The 20,327-nt window shown below is 46.1% G+C and carries 15 protein-coding genes, 1 other RNA gene and 1 pseudogene; 6 read left to right on the forward strand and 11 right to left on the reverse strand.

What is annotated here, in order from left to right:
• The first annotated feature begins 58 nt into the window (after positions 1 to 58).
• Positions 59 to 382, forward strand: coding sequence for a hypothetical protein (locus ACYQ4O_RS06205; RefSeq protein WP_308513220.1), 324 nt, complete (start codon positions 59 to 61; stop codon positions 380 to 382).
• A gap of 75 nt (positions 383 to 457) precedes the next feature.
• Here the strand turns inward: ACYQ4O_RS06205 and dcuC are convergent, their stop codons facing one another.
• Positions 458 to 1,828, reverse strand: coding sequence for a C4-dicarboxylate transporter DcuC (gene dcuC / locus ACYQ4O_RS06210; RefSeq protein WP_460175089.1), 1,371 nt, complete (start codon positions 1,826 to 1,828; stop codon positions 458 to 460).
• Positions 1,829 to 1,830: 2 nt separating this feature from the next.
• A complete protein-coding gene (locus ACYQ4O_RS06215; protein ID WP_460175090.1) occupies positions 1,831 to 3,261 on the reverse strand; it encodes a lyase family protein in 1,431 nt (476 codons plus the stop codon).
• Between the two features lie 389 nt (positions 3,262 to 3,650).
• Here ACYQ4O_RS06215 and ACYQ4O_RS06220 point away from each other — a divergent pair, with 389 nt between their 5' ends.
• Positions 3,651 to 4,619: a LysR family transcriptional regulator gene (locus ACYQ4O_RS06220; RefSeq protein WP_308513223.1), complete on the forward strand. Its 969-nt coding sequence runs from the start codon at positions 3,651 to 3,653 to the stop codon at positions 4,617 to 4,619.
• Here ACYQ4O_RS06220 and pyrF read toward each other — a convergent pair.
• From pyrF to ACYQ4O_RS06245, 5 genes are all read right to left on the reverse strand, one after another.
• On the reverse strand, positions 4,616 to 5,428 hold the full coding sequence (gene pyrF, locus ACYQ4O_RS06225) for an orotidine-5'-phosphate decarboxylase (protein ID WP_460175091.1): 813 nt from the start codon (positions 5,426 to 5,428) through the stop codon (positions 4,616 to 4,618). The two genes, ACYQ4O_RS06220 and pyrF, sit on opposite strands and share 4 nt — an antisense overlap.
• Before the next feature lie 24 nt (positions 5,429 to 5,452).
• On the reverse strand, positions 5,453 to 6,667 hold the full coding sequence (locus ACYQ4O_RS06230) for an MFS transporter (RefSeq protein WP_460175092.1): 1,215 nt from the start codon (positions 6,665 to 6,667) through the stop codon (positions 5,453 to 5,455).
• Between the two features lie 41 nt (positions 6,668 to 6,708).
• Positions 6,709 to 7,317, reverse strand: coding sequence for a 3-isopropylmalate dehydratase small subunit (gene leuD, locus ACYQ4O_RS06235; protein ID WP_460175093.1), 609 nt, complete (start codon positions 7,315 to 7,317; stop codon positions 6,709 to 6,711).
• A 4-nt stretch (positions 7,318 to 7,321) separates the two neighbouring features.
• Positions 7,322 to 8,731, reverse strand: a complete 1,410-nt coding sequence (gene leuC / locus ACYQ4O_RS06240) for a 3-isopropylmalate dehydratase large subunit (RefSeq protein ID WP_460175094.1) — start codon at positions 8,729 to 8,731, stop codon at positions 7,322 to 7,324.
• A gap of 452 nt (positions 8,732 to 9,183) precedes the next feature.
• A complete protein-coding gene (locus tag ACYQ4O_RS06245) occupies positions 9,184 to 10,200 on the reverse strand; it encodes a LysR substrate-binding domain-containing protein (protein WP_460175095.1) in 1,017 nt (338 codons plus the stop codon).
• Between the two features lie 120 nt (positions 10,201 to 10,320).
• Between ACYQ4O_RS06245 and ACYQ4O_RS06250 the strand changes: the two are divergent.
• A pseudogene (locus ACYQ4O_RS06250) lies at positions 10,321 to 11,940 on the forward strand (NAD-dependent malic enzyme); the annotation flags it as partial.
• A 135-nt stretch (positions 11,941 to 12,075) separates the two neighbouring features.
• On the opposite strand, the gene ACYQ4O_RS06255 reads toward ACYQ4O_RS06250, so the two are convergent.
• From ACYQ4O_RS06255 to ACYQ4O_RS06270, 4 genes are all read right to left on the reverse strand, one after another.
• The gene (locus ACYQ4O_RS06255; RefSeq protein WP_460175096.1) at positions 12,076 to 13,410 is read right to left on the reverse strand and encodes a sodium-dependent transporter; all 1,335 of its coding nucleotides are present in this window, start codon (positions 13,408 to 13,410) and stop codon (positions 12,076 to 12,078) included.
• Between the two features lie 162 nt (positions 13,411 to 13,572).
• Positions 13,573 to 15,534, reverse strand: coding sequence for a protein-disulfide reductase DsbD family protein (locus ACYQ4O_RS06260; RefSeq protein WP_460175097.1), 1,962 nt, complete (start codon positions 15,532 to 15,534; stop codon positions 13,573 to 13,575).
• A gap of 125 nt (positions 15,535 to 15,659) precedes the next feature.
• Positions 15,660 to 16,952, reverse strand: coding sequence for a glutamate-1-semialdehyde 2,1-aminomutase (gene hemL / locus ACYQ4O_RS06265; RefSeq protein ID WP_460175098.1), 1,293 nt, complete (start codon positions 16,950 to 16,952; stop codon positions 15,660 to 15,662).
• Between the two features lie 70 nt (positions 16,953 to 17,022).
• Positions 17,023 to 18,171, reverse strand: a complete 1,149-nt coding sequence (locus tag ACYQ4O_RS06270; protein ID WP_460175099.1) for an outer membrane beta-barrel protein — start codon at positions 18,169 to 18,171, stop codon at positions 17,023 to 17,025.
• Positions 18,172 to 18,378: 207 nt separating this feature from the next.
• Between ACYQ4O_RS06270 and rnpB the strand changes: the two genes are divergently transcribed.
• The 3 genes from rnpB to rsmH all read left to right on the forward strand — a co-directional run bounded on the left by rnpB (position 18,379) and on the right by rsmH (position 20,316).
• Positions 18,379 to 18,675: RNase P RNA component class A (gene rnpB / locus ACYQ4O_RS06275), an RNA gene on the forward strand.
• Between the two features lie 231 nt (positions 18,676 to 18,906).
• The gene (gene mraZ / locus ACYQ4O_RS06280; RefSeq protein ID WP_277030124.1) at positions 18,907 to 19,338 is read left to right on the forward strand and encodes a division/cell wall cluster transcriptional repressor MraZ; all 432 of its coding nucleotides are present in this window, start codon (positions 18,907 to 18,909) and stop codon (positions 19,336 to 19,338) included.
• Positions 19,339 to 19,353: 15 nt separating this feature from the next.
• Entirely contained in the window at positions 19,354 to 20,316 is a 963-nt protein-coding gene (gene rsmH / locus ACYQ4O_RS06285) for a 16S rRNA (cytosine(1402)-N(4))-methyltransferase RsmH (protein ID WP_374041556.1), read from the forward strand.
• Positions 20,317 to 20,327 lie beyond the last annotated feature (11 nt).

The raw sequence follows: 20,327 nt of genomic DNA on the forward strand, positions 1-20,327 counted from the left end.
ATTAAGACTGTAAGCTAAGACTTGTCTATTTAGCTTTAACAGAAAAAAGGAGACTATTTTGACGTTTAAAGTGCCGCCCTCACAAGATCCCAATGCGGATTTTGACGCTTTGGTTTTGGCTTTTATGCATCAGATGGGCTACGAATCAGACAATACAAAGAAAGGCGTGAAGTCTGCCGTTAAGGACTATGAAGCCAAACTTCAGGCCGAGCCTCCTCAATGGGTGTTTGATATTTGGCCTTCTATTGCTTTGAGCGTACTTCATTTGGCAATTGCCAAAGAAAAGAAGCTGCCTGAAAGATTGGACTTCCCTGAGTCGGCCTTGAAGAGCCCCAAGATGCCTCTGCAGGAACCAAATTGGACTAGTCCTGACGGTGTGTAATAGCCGTACGAATTCCAAATTATGTTGACAAACAAAAACCGCCTTTTGGCGGTTTTTGCGTCCTAGAGAAGATTGCTATCCTAGGAAGATATAGTTGCAGATGAAGACAGAGAGCATACCGACCATCATCGGGATCCAGTTTCTTCTGACGATTGCCATCGGGGAGACGCCTGCTGCACCGGCCACAGCAATGATCACACCGGCAACCGGAGACATGGCGCGAAGCATGCCGGAAGCAAACTGCATCGGGGTAACGAAAGCGGCAGCTGTTCCGCCTAAACCGCCTGCAACGTCAGGAGCTAATGCAGCAAAGCTGGAGAAGGCACCTACACCGGAACCGGTAAGGAATGTGACGAGACCGACAACACCTGTGAGAACAATGGTCATGCCGTTCAAACCGAGACCTAAATGCTGAGCGTGAGAAATGAGGGCATCGATAAGTCCGGTAACTTTAAGACCGTTGGCAAAGAACTCGGCACAGATAATCAAGGCAACGATGGAAGCAAACATTCCGCCCATGGATTTGAAGATGAGCTGACCGTCTTTCAATACTTCCTTAGGTTGTCTTCTTCTGATTAATTCGATGATGACAGTAAGGATCCAAACCAAAAGGAGCGCAGAAATAGTATTGAGTTTGATTGCTGAATAAACGAGTTTGCTGAAGATGATCATCAAAGCGATTGGCAGGCATGGAAGAATGGCATACCAGTTAGGAACATCGCGAACATCTTCTTTTTGAGTAAGAATGGCCTGAGTATAAACATCGTCATTCTTCTTGTCGTAGTACTTCTGAACAATGTAGTGGGCAATGCCGACAACAATCAATGTTGGAATCGCAACCGGAAGCTGGCATTCTACAAAGTAGATAATCGGATCTAAACCGGCTGTTTTAGCGGCAAGGTTTGCAGTTCCGCCGGCTGGCCCGAGAACCATGCCTGCTGTTGTACCGATAACGGATGCAGCAGCTGCCGGAGAGACGCCTACACCGAGAAGAATCGGGAAAAGAGCCACTAAGAGCAGCATAGCAAGACCGGCCGCACTCGGTATAACAAGGACCAAAGTCTGACCGATGAAGTAGCCGAGAACTAAAACGAGATACGGAGAAGAAAGAGCTTTTAAGGGCTTAATGCAGACATTAACCAAAGCTCTGGCGGCGCCAATCTTATCCATATAAGCTGCGAAGCCGCCGGCGACCATAATCAGGAAGCCGATGCCTGAAGCTTGTTTGGTAGCAATTGTTCTTAGTAAATCAAAGATGTCAAACCAGATGAAGCCTGATGGCTTGACGCCTTTCGGAAGAAAGCCGCTAACGCCGCAAAGAACGGCGAAAACAAACATTGCTAAACCGGCAAATAATAAGACCATTGCCGTCGGATAGCGTTTGATAATCAGCCACCCGGTAATAATCGTGACAATTAAAGCAAACCATGGCATAAGCATTAACATGGTTATTCTCCTATTTGATTAAATTCAGATTCAAGGTTTTGAAGGGATTGATTAATTTGAGTGACTTGTTTTTCAAGCCATTGTGTGCGTTTTTCGTTTTTATCTTTGACATCCTGAAGCATCTTCTCAATTTCAGCCGGCTGAGGACCACCCTCGGTTTTGCGGTTGTTGATGATGGCAACGGGATCCAAGGCAGCCTTAAATCTTTCCAGAGACATCGGAAGCTCTGAACTGGCAGTCGGATATTCTTTTTCAATGACTTCTTTGTAGATTCTCTTCATTTCTTCATAAGGGAAGTCCAGAGGAAGAATCTTGTTGGCACGGGCGAAGCTGACCATCTGGCTGGCAACGTGATGGCCTACGCGGAACGGAAGACCGAATTCGTGCATTAAGACATCAGCGACTTCCTGGCTCGCGGTCCAGTCGTTATTAAGTTCTTCAAGAGCACGTTCTTTATCAACGACAAGGGCATTGAGGACCTTGTTGAACAGCTTGAGCATATTGACGGCACGATTGCCTAAAGCAGCATGGAGATCTTGTTTTTTCGGATCCAGCATACCGGTTTCAAGGTTGTGGGCGCGGAATACCACGCCTTGTGCTTGTCCGATAACTTCGCTGGCTTCCGTGCGGCAGTTGTTGACCAAGCCGGGGTTGCGTTTCTGAGGCATTGCGGAAGAAACGTAAGTATTGTCTCCGCCTTCCTGTAAAAGGATCCAAGGACGAGGTTGGGCGTACTGCACCATCAAGTCTGTTAGGAAAGAAGTGATATGGATGGCGATAGCGGTAACAATGGAAGAGAATTCAACAGGCAAATCGGATTGAGCAACCTGAGTGGCGTCAAAAGCATTGTAGGCAATGCCGGAGAAACCGAGTCTCTTGGCCATTTCTCTTCTGTCCAGAGGCCAGCAAGTACCGTTTAATACGGTTGAACCCATCGGGCAGACATTAAGTCTTTCGTAGAATTCTTCCAAACGGGCGAAATCTCTCAGGAATCCGTACAAGAAAGCGATCAAGTAATGGCTGTAGGCGTTGGGCTGAGCGGCAACACCGTTGGTGTAGTTGGGCAATACAACATCTCTGTGTTTTATAGCCAGTTTTTCGATAGTTTTCAAGACGGTAAGAAGACCGTCGGCAACTTCAAGGGCCTTTTCACGAAGAGTGGCTGCACGGTAGGTAGCATGAATGTCTTGGCTGGATCTGCCTGCATGCATAATCGTGATTTCAGGGCCGCTTTTTGCAATCATCTTTGGCTCAAAGGTGATGTAAGTCTTAGGACGAAGAGCGGGATCTTTTTCGCCGTCGGCGATAACTTCTCTGAGAGCTCTGGCCGCTTCAATTGCGATTGGCTTAGGAAGAAGGCCGAGCTTGCTGTTGATAACTATTGTGGCTTGGTTAACCTTGCTTAACCAAAAGAATTCGTCTCTTACTGCCATAGAAACTCCGTGGGAAAGTATGAATATTTTTGTTCTTTTATATTGCCTTTGATTCAGAGAAAAGACTAGGCAAGTTCTTCAAAAGCACTTTGCGGAGAATGCAAATTGTTGGCGCAAAGCCGGATTCTTTTTACCTAGAATAAAAGAAAGATGCGAGGACGAAGGTTTTTAAATCCTCGGTATCTCTAATAGGGATACCCCTTTAAAAATCAGTGAGATCCCGAAATATAAACCTCTAACTTAAATTGCTTAAATAAAATATCCCTTGTTTTGGTATTGAGGTTTTCTCTCACCACATCTGGCGATTTCTGCAAGGCGGTTTTGCGTGAAATGCAAAGTTATTGTTGAAATTGCAAGAGGTAATTAGACTCTGCGAAAAAGGAATCCCAATGACTAAGTTAAACGATCTCAACGCCTGGAGAATTTTCGTGAGCCTTTGCAGGACTGGAAGTTTCTCCGATACTGCCGCCGATTTTGACATTGACGTCTCTACGGTTTCGCGTTCAATCGGAGGGCTGGAAAAAGCCCTTGGTCAGGATCTTTTTTCGCGTAATTCTCGGCCTTTGCAGTTAACGCAAGTCGGCGAAAGAGCCAGGAGTCACATCGTTCCTTTGCTTCAAATGCACAACGAGATGATTTCAGATTTGCAGCAGGGCTCTTCTCAACTTAGCGGCAAAATCCGGCTTTCCTTAGCTCCTGGGTTCGTTACTCGATTCATGATGCCGATGCTGATGGAATTTAACGTGATGTATCCGGATATCAGCTTTGAAGTCGGAGGGGGCGGAGCAATCCAAGATATTCTTCAATACCGTTCTGATATTGCCGTGGTTACCTACAAGCCTAAGGACGCGAGAATCGTTAGTTTCTCCCGCGGAAGAAACGTCTACGTCCCGGTTGCTTCACCGGAATACATCAAAAAGTACGGGATGCCGCTGCATCCGAGAGATTTGGTAAATCACCGCGTTTTGCTTTATTCGGGAACCGTTAGAAACCCCACGAAGGTTCTCGTGAAGAACGGGATCGAAGAAGAAGTGGTTTGCGGCAACATTATGAAAGTCGCCAATATCCTGGCAATCAGAAGGTCCGTGCTTGATGGAATGGGTCTAGCCGTCGATCTGCCGTTAATTCATTGTGCGGAAGAAATTGCCGCAGGAAAGCTGATTCCTATCCTTCCCGGTTGGGTAAATCCGCCTCATGAATGTTTTATCATAACGTCGACTTCTCACTGGAGAGTGCGGCGTCATCGGATCTTTATGGAGTGGTTCCGGGACAGACTGAAGAAATTCTTTTCTCAGAAAGAAGATATAGTCCGTCCCTACTGGGAGCCCCCTAGAGAGACTGTGACGCGGGAAGTTTAACCGCGTGCTTTATTGATTGCGTCCCTTGTCTTTAGTGCTTCAGCTCTGGCTTTTTCGGCAAAATCCGCTTCTTTAGATGCGTAAAGGATGGCACGGCTGGAGTTGATGACTAAACCTGTCTTCTCCTTGTTCATTCCGGCTTTTACTGCGGCGTTAATGTCGCCGCCTTGTGCTCCGATGCCGGGGACTAAGAATGTAAGGTCAGGAACGACTGCACGGGCTTTTTTTAGTTCTTCAGGATAAGTGGCACCGATGACTAAACCCATCTGACCATTGGTATTCCATTCGGCGACTTTCTCAGCAACCTTGATGTAGAGAGGGACTCCTCCGACATCAAGCATCTGGAAGTCATCGCCGCCTTTGTTGCTGGTTCGGCAAAGAACAAATTCTCCCTTTTCAGCGTATTCAAGGTAAGGTTCAACAGAGTCTTTGCCCATGTACGGTGACAGAGTAACGCAGTCAGCTTTAAAGCGTTCAAAAACTTCTTTAGCGTAATGAGCCGCCGTGCTTCCGATATCTCCTCTTTTTGCGTCGAGAATGACCGGGATGCCGGGGTGGTTAGTGTGGATCCAGTCAATAATGTCAATGAGTTCCTGTTCGGCGCTCGATGACGAGAAGTAGGCAATTTGAGGCTTAAAAGCACAGACTAAATCTGCTGTTGCATCTACGATTTCAGTGCAGAAATCGAAGATCGGGCGAGAGGAAGTTTTAAACTTTTCCGGAAATTTTGCCGGTGTCGGATCCAAACCGATGCACAGTAAGGAATCATTTTTCTCCCAACAGGAGCTAAGCATCTGACTGAATTTCATAATGTTCTTTCGTAAAAATTGAGTTTAGTGGTCTTTTTCCAGAGGTGTGCCGGTTGCCATGACTTTCTCTTTCGGTCGATTAATCCAGAGATAAAACACTAACGGCAGAAGAATAGCACCGGAGACTCCGATAATAATCTTGTAGGAGAAAGCCGCGGCGAGCATACCGCCGAAAATTGGTCCCATCACTGAACCGATCTGCTGGGCTAAGTAAGATAACCCGAAAACACGGCCTTTGTCAGCCGGAGATGTCGAAATTGTAAGAACTGCATTAATAGCAGGGAAAATTCCGGCAAAAGTTAATCCGCCGATGAAACGCCAAATAGTAAATCCCTCTAAAGAAGACGGAAAGACTTGAACAATGCCGAAAATTGCCGAGCCGAAAAGAGCCAAGTAAAGTACTTGGCGATAGCCCCAGTTCTGACCCAGAATGCCCCAAATAGGAGAGGCAATGACGCCCGAAACACCAACGATGGAAAACACAATTCCGGAAACCAGAACGATTTTATCCATTGAGCCCTGGAGTTCTGCAACGTATAACGGCATGATTGGCTGGGTAAGCAAAATACTCATTTGAACGATTCCGGCGCAGATCAGCATACGTTTGACGGCAGGAATCTTTAACAACGAGAAGTCCCAAACTTTGACAGGTTTGGCGTTCGGGTTTGGCTTTCTGGGTTCTTCTTTAATGTAGAAAAGGATGACGCAGGAAATAATGAAAAGTGCGGCGCCCGCGATAAAGAAGGAGGCGCGCATCCCGAACTGGTCAGCCAACAAACCGCCGAATAGGGGTCCGAGAACGCCTCCGGCAGTCATGCCTCCTTGCATTACGCCTAAACAAAATCCAAGTTTTAGTTTTGGAGAACTTGCCGAAATAATGGCTAGAAGAGCAGGCCATAAGCCGGCTGAAAGGCCTTGAATGAATCGAACTCCGAATAGTTCCCAAGGATTGGTAACAATACCACCGAGAAAATAAGTTATCGCTAAACAGAACCCAGCGCGCAAAGCCATTAACTTTCTGCTCTTCTTATCGGCAAGAGCCCCCCAAATAGGAGCCATGATGCCGCTGATAAGAAAGGTAACCGAAAAGATAAGGCCCGACCACATGTCTACATCTGCTTTGGCCACTCCCAAATCTTGAATGAGGTACATGGGTAGGAAAGGAATGAGCATGGTATAGCTCATCGACATGAGAACCGTACAAGTTGTCAGAATTCCTAGCGAAATCTTCCAGTTCATTCAAACCTCAACACTAAATGATGCGAGAGAGTTATTCTTTATCAAGCAAGCCAAGGGAATTGCTTAAAGTATTTTTCTTCAAATCTTTTTATTTTGTCTTTAGATTTCAGCGTTAAACCTACAGGATCTAAGCCCTTAAGCAGCTTTTCCTTCCTTGAAGGTTCAATGTCGAAAGCAATGACGGTTCCCGAAGGCGTATTTATAGTCTGTGCCTCCAAGTCTATGGTAATACTCTTTGATTCGTTTGTGGACAGCTCTTGCATCAAAGAGGACGCACACTCCGGTCCGACAACGATAGCTAAGATGCCGTTATTAGCGCAGTTGTCAAAGAAAATACCGGCAAATGAGGATCCGATCAGACATTTAATGCCTCTCTTTTGAAGACCCCATACGGCATGTTCACGAGAAGAACCGCATCCGAAATTAGGACCCGTTACCAAAATCTCAGCACGTCTAAATTCTTCTTGATTGAGAACAAAATCTTTTCTTTCGCTCCCGTCTTTGTCTAAGCGGACGTCATGGAAAAGCCCATCGAGGAGGCCTTCTTTATCAATTCTTTTTAAGAAGGCTTTGGGCATGATGATGTCAGTATCAATATTGGATGCCGGCATCGGAGCAGCGACAGCTGTCAGTTGTGTGAATTGAGACATATAACTATTCCTCCCGAATGTCAGCAATAAAACCCTTAACACTGGCTAGAGCGACCATTTGAGGACTGGCTAAGTGAGTCCTGGTTTGAACTCCCTGCCGTCCCTCAAAGTTGCGGTTGGTCGCCGAGAGACAACGATCTTGTGCGCCGAGAATGTCCCCGTTCATTGCTAAACAAAGAGAGCAGCCGGAATTTCTCCATTCCCAACCTGCATCTTTGAAAATTTTGTCGATTCCTTCCCGTTCAGCTTGAGCACGGACTTGTGTGCTCCCCGGGACGACCATTGCCCAGACACCTGGGGCCAGTTTCTTGCCTTTTAAGACAGCGGCAGCAGCCCGAAGATCTTCGATTCTTGAATTTGTGCAGGAACCAATGAACGCATGAGTAATCGGCAAGCCTTTAATTTTTTGTCCGGCTTTCAATCCCATATACGAGAGGGCTCTTTCGAAATCGGCTCTAACTTTAGGATCTTCGATTTCTTCCGGATTTGGAATAGCCTCGGAAATAAAACAATTCTGATCGGGACTAGTGCCCCAGGTAACAGAGGGCTCTAAGCTTGTGATGTCAATAGTTTCTTCCTTATCAAAAGCGGCGTCGGAATCGGATCTTAAAGTTCTCCAAAAGCTGACGGCTTCGTCCCAAAGTTTGCCGGTGGGACTGCATTCCTTGCCTTTCAGATATTCGAATACTTTTTCATCCGGGGCGATGACTGAAGAACGAGCTGCGCATTCGACCGCCATATTGCATAGAGTAAGTCTTTCTTCTGCTGTTAAGTCGCTGATGACCGGACCGCAGAATTCAACGCAGTGACCTGTACATCCGCCGGCTCCGAGTTTTTTGACAATGAAAAGAATAATGTCTTTGGCCGAAACTCCTGCGCCTCTCTGGCCGGTAACGCAGACTCTCATATTCTTGAGCTTTTTATAGCGAAGGGTAGAAGTTGCGAGGTAATGATAAATATCAGAAGTCCCGATTCCATATGCAACTGCTCCGAGAGCGCCGTACATGGCTGTGTGGCTGTCGCCGGCACCGATAAGCATTCCGGGAAGAACCTTTCCTCGTTCGACCATGACGACATGTTCAATGCCTTGCTTTGGGTTGCCGTTATTGAGGACTTTAAAATTAAAATCCGTGCCGTTTTTCAGAAGATATTTAACTTGGGTACATGAATTCTCTTCTGAAGGAAATTCGGTTCGATCAGGAGCGCTTGAATTAACGTGATCTACCGTGCCGAGTGTGGCGCAGGGACGCCAAACTTGAAGTTTGTTTTCCCGTAAGAGAGAAAAGGCTTGCGGACTGGTGTACTCATTGACTACCGTTCTGTCAATGTATACAAGTCTCTCCTTACCGTCGGCTGTTAAGTTCTCAATAGTGTGAAGCTCAATTATTTTGTCGTATAAGGTTTGGGCTTTCATAAAAACTCCTTGGATTGGGTAGATTTTACTATTTCCGACATTTTTTACGACGCAGAGGCATGGAGCGATTAGGAAAACATACAGGCAGCCTGCAGCAACTCGCATGAATCGCAATTAGAGGCCGTAAGTAGGTTTTGTTTGAAAGTAATGTTTTTTTATCCAAGCTGCAAACAGAAAGTCATAAATCGATAAACCTTTATCCGTTTTTCTCAAGATTCTTTTTTCGATTAGGGAGCTCGTAGCCGATTGAGTCAAGCCTACGGAAGACAGGTTAAACTTTTTGACAGTTAAATAATTTAGTTTCAAATTATTTAAAACTAGATTATTTAAATTTGAATAATTTGATTTTGAATAATAAAAAGTTCCTCCTGAAGTTATCGATGAAGACCTTCTAGCTTGTACTCAGGTATTCTTTCCGCAACTATGAAATTTTTCTCAACATAACAGAGAAGTTATTTGGTAATTCTTACGTTCTTGTCTGCTGGCCGAGATAACTCCGGAGGCCGAGGAAGACCTAATCTTTCATACCAAAATTCCCATTGATTAGAAATCTGGCTAAAAGCCTTTTGAGCTATATGAGCCATTATTGTGCGTATAAGGTTATTTTCTGAATCCTCAGCGCGGCAATACACATAGAAAGTCCAGGGCTCACGGTGCCAACCCACCAGAATCGGCTTAACTAGCCCTTGCGCAATGTATTCACTCACATAGCCAATACTCAGATCGGTGGCTATGCCTGAACCTGAAAGCAACATTTCACGGCAAGCCGCTGCATCTCCGTAAAAAATGTCGGCAGAGGAAGGGACGTAGGCGGTATGCTCACCGTTTGTGAGCTTATCCGAAAAGAAGCGATTGTTACGATTGCGCATAAGAATGCGATGCTTGCCCGAGAGCAGTTCATCAATGGTTCGAGGCTCTCCCCAGCGTCTTAGATAATGAGTTGAGGCCATTATGAAATTAAAACATTGGGCGATCGGGAGCGCGTAGACTCCTTTCCCACGCCAAAGATATCCAGCCATTGAGATGTCGGTTAAATGCTCGAGAAGAGCTTCAATCCCGCTGTCAGCGGAAAATTCCAAATGAAGGTCGGTATGCTTCTGCTCGTATTCGTACAAAGCACAAAGCAACGGTACTTTGTCAAAATTAGCCGGGAGGCTAATACGGATATTTCGTATTTGTTTTCGACCGACTTGTTCTTTCTGAATTGCCTCTAGCTGCAATAAAGCGGCGTTATAAGCTCGAGCGATACGCCCTGCCTGAACGTCTAGGCGCTTAGCCTCGAGAGTGATTTTTGCCGGACGACTATTACGATCTAAAAAAATCGTTTGACACTCTTTCTCTAAACTTGAAATTCTCCGTGAGGCTTCCGACAGTTCAATTCCAAGCACCTCGGCAGCAGAGGATAGTGTTCCTTTTTTATTTAGAGCATGCAACAAGCGCCAGTTTTGGATATTTTCTGAAGGTTTCATCAGGATGTATTCTCAACTATTTGTTGTAGTTTTTGCAAGTTTAAGTTTCTAATCTTCCATTTTCAAGAGCAGTGCAACGCCCTATAGTGGACGCCAGAATCACAGTCTTCACCAAAGGAGAAAAATATGAAAACAGGACTTGACTTACTATTGGATGCGGCTAACACACATTCCACGGCGTATACGATGAAGGCTCGCCACCAACTCAATCTAGAGGGCCTCTTGCCCCCTGTGCCAACTACACTGCAGCTGCAAGCCCAGGCTGTCCTTAGCACACTGGAGTTATGCGATACACCTTTTCAAAAGGCACTATTTCTCCAGACAATCCATGCAAGTAACGAAACACTTTTTTTCTATCTTCTCATTAATCATGTTTCCCAAATACTTCCTATTGCCTACACACCTGCTGTAGCAGAACTTTGCTTGAACTATTCACATTGTTGGAGATTCCCTAAGGGTTTGTTTTTGAGTTGGGAGGAAAGAGGTCGCATAGATGAGATTCTCGCCAATGTTTCTCAGAAAAATGTAGACATGATTGTAATGACCGACGGAGAGCGCATTCTGGGACTTGGAGATCTCGGTATCAACGGAATGCCGATCCCAGCTGGAAAACTGGGCCTCTATACTGCATTTGCAGGTGTTGACCCATCGCGCACGCTGCCTATTACAATTGACGTGGGAACAAACAATGAGGCTTATCTCAAGGATCCGCTTTATCTCGGTCATCGGCATCATCGGATCTCTGGAAAAGACTATTTTTTGTTCTTAGAAGAGATCGTTGACAACATTAAAAAGCGCTGGCCTGGTGCTGTGATCCAGTTCGAAGACTTTGGCAACGCAAACGCTTTCGCTCTCCTTTCCCGCTTCAGACACCGTTACAGTTGTTTTAGCGATGATATTCAAGGAACAGGCAGTATAGTAGTAGCCGGCCTTATTGCAGCGGCACGAGCAAAAGGTTCGAAACTTTCGGATGAACGAGTTCTTTTTTTCGGAGCAGGAGAGGCAGGAACAGGATCTGCGGATCAGCTCTGCACTGCTATGAATGTCATTGACGGCACCTCTTTGGAGAAGGCCCGAAGCCAAATGTATCTTTTCGATGTAGATGGACTTGTTACTTCAGATCGTGTTAATTGTGCTCACGGTCATGCTCCTTATGCTAAATCGATGGCCCCGGAACGAGATTTGCTAAAGTGTATTCGTACCATCAGACCGACCGCTCTTATTGGCCTTTCAACTGCAGGGGGTGCCTTTACGGAGGAAGTTCTCCGAGAGATGGGAAAACTCAACAAACAGCCCATCATTTTTCCTCTTTCCAATCCAAACAGTAAATCTGAATGTTCTCCGGAAGAGGCGTATCGGGCAACCGAAGGTCGGGCGTTGGTAGCAACCGGTTCTCCATTTCCTCAATGGAATCTAAATGGCAAAACACTAACTCCGCGCCAAGGAAACAATGCTTATATCTATCCTGCTATTGGTCTTGCTGCTCTTCTAGGGAAGCTTTCAACAATAGAAGATGAAGACTTTCTTATTGCATCCCTTACTGTAGCCGATATGGTGACCAAGGAAGATCTTGCCAGCGGAGCTCTTTACCCTCCATTTGAAAAGGTAAGAGAGGTATGTTGCTCAATAGCGGCTAACATTCTTAGCAACGCGCAAAGAAACGGCCGGTGCTCCATAACGTTTCCTGTTGATATAAAAGCCTGGGTTAAGGAACAAATGTACGAGCCTTCTTATCACTGATTATTAACGAAACAAGCGGAATTTTCCACTCTCACGCATACAGAAATCCCCATTGCTGGGTTAAATAATTTCATTGTGAATAATAAAAAGTTCCTTCTGCGGTTATAGGCGTAGAAGGAACTTGATGAAAAGCTATTAAAAGATGCCGGTGAGGACTACTGTGATGATGAGCAGCGGTGCTAAAACGCCGATGCCAATTCTGATAACCCAGAGAAGAGTCTTGTTTACAGGTTTGGCACTCGCAAGCTGTTTAGCGGTGACTTCCCAAGCAATCCAAGCGGCGACTAGACTGAAGCCGATCTCAGAAATCGGCATGCCGACGTTGCTTGTTAGGAAATCGAGGAGATCGAAAACGTTCTTGCCGAAGATCTTAAAGTCCGCCAGAGATCCGAAACTTAACGTGCAGAAAAGTCCGATGACGGCCGCAACAGCGGTAATAATCCAAGTAATAATTGAGCGGTTGTCAGTTCCTCTGGAGGTGAGAACGGCCGCCACTACGGCTTCCAGCATTGAGATGGAGCTGGTAATGGCAGCTACTACCAAGCAGAAATAAAACAAAGCAGCGAAGAATGCGCCGAAAGGCATCTGGGAAAAAATGGCCGGCATCGTGACAAATGTTAAACCGGGGCCTGCTGTCGGACTGAGATTGAAAGCAAACACTGCGGGCATGACCATTAAGCCGCCTAGGACTGCAGATAAGATCGCTAAAAATGCAATCCAAGCAGTCGAAGAGACTAGGTTAACTTTTTCCGAAAGATAACCGGCATAGGTGACCATCACAGCTGCTCCAAGCGACAGAGAGAAAAATGTGAATCCCATCGCATTGAAGACGGCTTCAGTAGTGAAAGCCGAGAAATTGGGCTTAAACAAATACTCCAGACCTTGCATCGCACCAGGAAGAGTTAATCCTCTGACAATAAGAATTAACATAAGTACGAAAAGAACCGGCATTAAAACTTTTGCCAAACGTTCAATTCCTTTCTGGACTCCGCGAGATACTATCCACGCGTTGATGGCTAAGAATACCAACTGGTAGAGATAGGCGATTACGCCGTTGCTGACGAAATTGCCGAAATTTTTATTGAGTTCATCGGCATTGGAAACTAAGCCGTTTCCGAATAATGCGTCAATGAAGTACTTAATGCACCAGCCGCCGACACAAGAGTAAAAGCACAGAATCAAGAAAGCCGTCAGAACTCCGATCGCACCGAAAATTCTCCATCCCTTTCCTGCTACTTTAGTAAGGGAACCGATAGGGCCGGCACGCCCGGCTCTTCCGACAACATACTCGCTGATGAGCATGGCTACACCAACGGTAAAGGTGAATAATAAGTACGATAAAAGGAAAACGGAACCGCCGTTGTTTCCGGCTAAGTACGGGAATTTCCAAATTGCTCCCAAGCCCACGGCAGAACCGGCGCTGGCGAGAATGAAGCCTAAGCGAGATGTCCAGGAGGATGCGACAGCCATGATTGAATCTTCTTTTTATTTTAACTGTAAGGAATGTTACAGGCTTCCTCCTCGAATTTAGAGTTTTGAACTATGAACTTGTTAACGCATGAGGACAAACAATGAGGAGAAGCGTCTATCTCCTCCTCATCCTTTTTCCATGTTGAACTCATCAGCAGGCGATTATTTCGTATTCTTTTTGATGGCCTTGAGAACAATTTCTTGTGTCAGCAGTTCCGGAAGAATTTCCGTAGACCCATCCGGTTCATAAACGACATATAGAGGAACTCCGCTTCTGCCGAAATGTTCCAGGACTTTTGTGATTCTTTCATCGTAGTTCGTCCAATCGGCTTCAAGCACGACAAAGTCATTGTCTTTGAAAGCTTTTTGGACTTCAGAGGTGCGCAGAACGGCTAATTTGTTGGCCTGACATGTTAAGCACCAAGATGCCGTGAAGTCCACAAATACTCGTTTTCCTTGTTTGAGGGCATCGTCCACCTTTTGCGGGGACCAACTGTCTGCTCCTTGGTAGACTTCTTGTACCGGAGAGATGGCTGAGAGCGTTAAGCCTCCTCCTACGAAAAATAATGTTGCGGCAGCAAGAACGGCGGCAACGGGTTTCGCCGAAAGCTTGCCGAATTGGAACTTTCCGTAAAAATAGAGGGCAGCACAGCACCAGAGAAGACCTGTACAAATGCAGGCAAACGCAAGAATACTGATTTGTTGAGATAAAACCCAAAGGAGCCAAAGGGCTGTTAACCCCATAGGCAAAGCCATCCACTTTTTGAATGTGATCATCCATTGCCCCGGCTTAGGAAGCCAGCGTGTAAGCCACGGGAAAACGGTGAGTAAAAACCAAGGCAGAGCCATGCCTAAGCCTAAGGCTAAGAAGATGAACAAAGTTTCAATATAAGAGGCACTTAACGCATAGCCCAGAGCAGCCCCCATGAAAGGAGCAGTGCAGGGGGATGCCACAAAAACCGCAAGAACCCCGGTGAGGAAGCTCTCCAGAAAAGGAGAACGTTTTTTCGCTACAGCAGTTCCTGAAATTCGCGGGGTGAAGCTAAATTCAAAAAATCCGAGAAGGTTTACCGAGAGAACAATAAATAAGGTTGCTAAAGCGCAGACAAAGAAAGGAGATTGCAGTTGGAAGCCCCAACCGATCATTGCACCCGTCGACTTAACCGCAATAAGCAGGCTGGACAGAACAAGCATTGTGAGCAAAATGCCTGCTAAGAATCCGAATCCGTGAGGCAACAAGTTCTTAGTGCCTCGGTTTTCAACGATGCCGATTATCTTCAAAGAAAGAACAGGGAAGACACAAGGCATTAAATTCAGAATTAAGCCGCCGAGGAAGGCAAAGAAGGCTGAAATCAGTAATGAGCCTTGAGACAAATTCAGTTGTTCTGATTTAACCGGAATCGTTAAGGAGGCTTCTTTTAACGGTGCACTGAAGTTTTTAGCCCAGCCGCCTTGAGATTCCTTGCCGTCGTTAACCAGAATTAATCCCTCGAAAGTGTCCCCTGTATTAATAAATTCGGTGGCGTGTAGGAAAACGGAAAAACCATTAGCCATTGGGACAATCTCTTGCGGTGCTCCATAAGAGATGGAATCTGCCGTTTGGGCAAAGATGTAGACGTTCTCTAATGCTCCTTTATCCGGAAAAGACAACTCAATAAGTTTCTTTGAATGGTCAATTTTTGCAGTAACGGGGATGCTGTCGGATGGGATGTCCTTGAGTGTTTCTTGGAAGATGTCGTAGGCGTCAGAGGGAACGGACTTTGGTCCAACTTTAATATCTAAGGAAAGAGAGGCTCTACCCGGAACGCATTGTTCCGCACACATGAGCCAAGAAACCTCCGCTTTCAATGAGGCTGAGGAGCCAAGAGGCTGGTCGGCGGGAATAGTGATCTGTACGGGAAGAAGGACTTCTCCGTCATAACCGTAATTGATAAGCGTCCCGAGCTTAAATACTTTGGGAATCGGCCACTGAATGTCGCCGGCTTTCCATCCGTCCGGGAGCGTCCATTGGATCTCTGTGGGAAGGCCGCTGTCGCCGGTGGCTTTCCAATAAGTATGCCAATGAGGATCGTGAGTTAGTTTCAGGCCGACTTCTATGGTCGAGCCGGGCGTGGCTTCGGCCATAGAAGAGATAAGCTCTGCTTTTACGAAATTGCTTTTGGTTTTTGGCGCCCAAGGAGCGGCCTGAATTTGAATGCCAAAAAGAAAAATAAAAATAAAGAATAGGCGAAAAAGCAGAGAACTTCTCATTATCCGTGAACCTTTCTAACTTCTTTAAAGGCCTTTCGTGCAGCTTCAAAAGTCTTGCTCAGAACGGAGTCGTCGTGAGTGATAGAGACAAAGCCGGCTTCGAAAGTACTTGGAGCAAGGTAAACACCGTTATCAAGCATGGCATGGAAGAAAGTCTTGAATTTATCGGTGTCGCATTCCATAACTTCTTTGAAGCTGGCAGGACAAGTCGGACGGAAGTAAATGCCGAACATACCGCCGGTACATTGTCCGGAGAAAGCAACGCCTTCTTCTTTAGCAATTTGCACCAAGCCGCTGATGAGTTTGGTTGTTTGAACGGACAGTCTGTCGTAGAAGCCCGGTTCTTGAATGGCCTTCAACGTAGCAAGACCGCAGGCAACGGCAACCGGGTTGCCGGAGAGCGTGCCGGCCTGATAGACAGGGCCGAGCGGTGCAATGCAGTCCATAATTTCTTTTTTGCCGCCGAAGGCTGCAACAGGCATGCCTCCGCCGATGACTTTGCCGAACATGGTCAGATCAGGAGTTACGCCGTATAAGGATTGTGCGCCGTGCAAAGCGACTCGGAAGCCTGTCATCACTTCGTCTACAATCATCACGGTTCCGTGTTTTGCTGTCAGTTCGCGCATCTTGGTGATGAATTCGCGAGTAGCAGGAACCATGTTCATGTTGCCTGCGATTGCTTCTACGATAACGCAGGCGATTTGGTCACCTTCTTTTTCGAAGGTTTCTTCAAGCATGTCGCAATTGTTGTATTCCAAAACAATGGTGTCTTTAGTCACGTCTGCAGGGACACCGGCAGAACTCGGTGTACCGAAGGTCAGTAAGCCAGAGCCGGCTTTGACCAAAAGAGCATCGCTGTGACCGTGGTAGCAGCCTTCAAACTTAATAATCTTGTTGCGTCCGGTGTAGCCTCTGGCTAAGCGGATGGCGCTCATGCCGGCTTCTGTGCCGGAGGAAACAAGGCGGACTTCATCAATGGAAGGAATAATCTTCTTAATTTCTTCAGCGATTAAAACTTCTCCTTGAGTCGGAGCGCCGAAACTTAAACCGTTGTCAACGGCTTCCTTGACGGCTTGAATAACTGCAGGATTGTTGTGGCCGAGAATCATCGGACCCCAGGAGCCAACGTAGTCGATATATTTTTTGCCTTCTTCATCATAAAGATGAGGGCCTAAAGCTTTTTTGATAAAAGGAGGAACTCCGCCAACTGACTTAAATGCACGAACAGGAGAGTTCACGCCTCCGGGAATTGATTCTTGGGCTCTGTCAAAAAGAGCTTCATTGCGATCCATGTTGACTCCGATTAATAAAATAAGCGTCCTAGTAAGGACGCTATACTAATCCGAAAACTTAATTCAAACCTTAAAATGTAATGCCGATTGCTGCCTTGAACGTGGCAGGAGAAGGCCTCAAAGAGTATGTTTCCCCGTAGGAATTTCGTCCTTTGTATCGCGGAAATGCCATATCCAAACCGCCGGTTAATTGAATATGTTTGGTCAAAGCAAAGGTTGTGCCTATCTGAATAACCGGCGAGAAGGCGTTCTTCCGAGAGTGCCAGCCGGGGTTCTGCTGTAGATTGTTCAGCCGGAAGAAACCTGCGCCGATGCCGGCATATAAAGAAACGTCTTTGGAGGCTAAGAAATGATATTGAAGCGCCAAAGAGTATCCGGTCAATTTGTAAGAACCTATTTTTTGACCGAAATATTTAACATTATGTTTGCTTTGGATGACATTGGCGTCAATTGCCCAGTTTTTGGTTAGAAATACACGAGCACCAGCTGTCCAAGCAGGATTCGAAGATATGCTCGCCCCTCCGAGGCCGTTCATATCTGTTTTCTGCCAACCGCCCCCTCCGTAAAGCATAACTTTGTTATTGAATTTAGATTCTTCGGGAAGCTCGGAATAGCTGAAGCTCTTGTCGGAAAAGACTAAGTTGCCGAAGAAAAAGAAAATGTTGGCTCCGGGAACATAAGTTCCGTAGAAAGTTAAGTTGTCGGTTCCAACTCCTAGCAGAGGCAGGGGTGCAGGAATCGGGATCCATCGGTAATCGGCACGGGCCGTTAAACCGAGGGTGTATCCCGTCTCCAGATGCAGAGGACTTGAGCCGAGCTTCCATCGAGCCAACCACGCGTAGCCCATGAAAGGTTCAATAATATTGTGGGAATCGGAAAACGCCATCGCATAAAGAATTCGGCGATTGCCGCGAGCATCAATGTAGTTGCTGGAGATGCCGCCACCCCATGTGTAGCCGTTTTCCTGACGCCTGTTCGGATAGTCCCACGCCGGATGAATGGTGTAAGCAGGCACTAAAAGGCCGGTGTTTCCATCCCGCATGATGGTTTTTAAACCGTCCCAGGTTTTAGAAAAATAACCTTCATCACTGTCGCTGACAGACGCCGGAAGCGTCTCACCGATTGCCGACCAAAAAGAATCCCATCCCGCACTAAAAGCAATCGAAGGAAACGCAACAAGAGGTAGAAGTGCCAGAAGAGCCTTTGTTTTTGTTTTCACTTGATTCCCAACAAATTTATATGATTTTTCTACGGTTCAATTCTATTGCGATTTAGCACGATTTTCTTAAACGGGCGGAAGGCCGTGTTTCTAGATCGTCAATAACTTGTTAAAAGAAAATGAAAATGTATCCCGAGATTTTGAAGTGAGTAGTTACTCGATGTTGGCCATTTGAAATTTTTGTAAAAAGCAACTAAAGTAGCGCCTGAAGTTTGCCGGATGATCGTAGGGCGTTAGCTCTGAGGAAAGTCCGGACTCCATAGGACAGCGTAGGAGGTAACACCTCTCCGCCGTGAGGCGAGGATTAGAGCAACAGAGACGAGCCGGTTAAGTCCGGTTGAAACGGGCAATCTCTACGCGGAGCAACACCAAATAGACAGTTATTGACCCTGTCCGGCGAGACTGTGGGTAGGTGGCTCGAAATATAAGGCGACTTATATTCTAGATGAATGATCATCGCGCAATTTATTGCGGACAGAATCCGGCTTACGGCAAACTTTTTCTTCTTTTCTCTCCTCTTCTTCACGTTTTGTTTCGTTTTTTGAAAACAAAGTTCACCCAGTGGAAAAAATAATTTTTTTACGTTAAAGAAAAATCATTTTGGGAACAAAGTTTTATCTCTGAATCTATATTAGCGTCCTACCGATAGGGCAGAGCGCTAAAAAGTGGAAAAAAGTGGCTAAAAAGTGGATAAAATTAGAGGTCCATGGTGTATTAATGTTTCGGAAATAAAAATTGTTCCAAGGCTCTCCTCACATTACTCTCGATTCTAAAGGGAGATTCTCAGTGCCTGCGAGGTTTCGCAAGGCCCTGGAGGAGTTGTGCTCCGGACAACTTACTTTTACAAGACACCCTGATGGATGCGCACTTCTTTACCCTCGTCCTGTGTGGCAGAAAAAGAAAGAAGAGTTAATGGCCCTTCCTTTTGCTGCCCGCGCATTCCAAAGAATTGTTATGGGTTCGGCTATAGATGTTGAGATGGATGCTAACGGTCGCCTGCTGATTCCGCAAGAGATCCGAAGCAGCTGCAGCCTAAACCGTAAAGAGGTTGTTTTAGTCGGTTTGGGTCAGCATTTCGAACTATGGGATGCCCAGAAATTGGAAGAGAGCGAAGAACAAGCAAAGTCAGAGAATCTGTCCGAAATAGCAGCTGCATTTAATTTTTAAGGATTGGCTTTGGACATCGCAAAGAATTTCAAACACATTCCTGTGCTGGCTAAAGAGGTTCCTGACATTCTGGTTAGAGATCCTTCAGGCATATACGTAGACGGCACTTTCGGAAGAGGAGGACATTCAAGACTAATTCTTGAAAAACTCTCTCCCGAGGGGAAGCTGTACGCGTTTGACAGAGATGAGACTGCTGTCAAAGCGGCCGAAGAGATAACGGATCCTCGCTTCCGGATCATTCATGCTCCTTTTGCAGAAATGGAAGAAAAGCTCGTCGAGCTTGGCATTACTTCTGTCAACGGCATCCTCCTAGATATCGGTGTCTCAAGTCCGCAAATCGATGATGCAGAAAGAGGTTTCTCATTCAGATTTGACGGCCCTCTCGATATGCGCATGGATACAAGTACCGGAATGACGGCAGCCGAATGGATCAATCAAGCAGCCGCTGAGGAAATAGCCTCCGTCTTAAAGCTTTACGGAGAAGAAAAATTCTCTTCCAGGATCGCGGCCGCTATTTGTGAAAAAAGAGCTAAAGAGCCTTTTACTACAACCAAGGCTTTGGCAGATTTGATTGCATCGGTAGTACCGAGAAATAAGAAGGATCGTGATCAGCACCCTGCAACGCGTTCCTTCCAAGGTATCCGTATTTTTATTAACGATGAACTAGGACAGTTGAGACAAGCTCTCAATGCTGCCGGTTCTCTGCTGCAGCCCGAAGGAATTCTAGAAGTTATCAGCTTCCATTCTTTGGAAGATCGCATTGTTAAACACTTCTTTGATATGTGCGCAAATCCTGACAAAGGAATTGATCCTAGATTGCCGCTGCGTGCAGAGCAGCTTCCTCAGCCTTTATTCAGCAAAGGCAAGAAAGTCGTGCCTTCAAAAGAAGAGTTAGAAATCAATCCTAGAGCTCGAAGTTCAATTCTTCGCTTTGCATCCAGAACAAGTACTCCTTGGAAGGGACTGGAGTTAGCATAATGAAAGAGTTC

The organism is Turicimonas sp. TL08 (genome assembly GCF_054660695.1).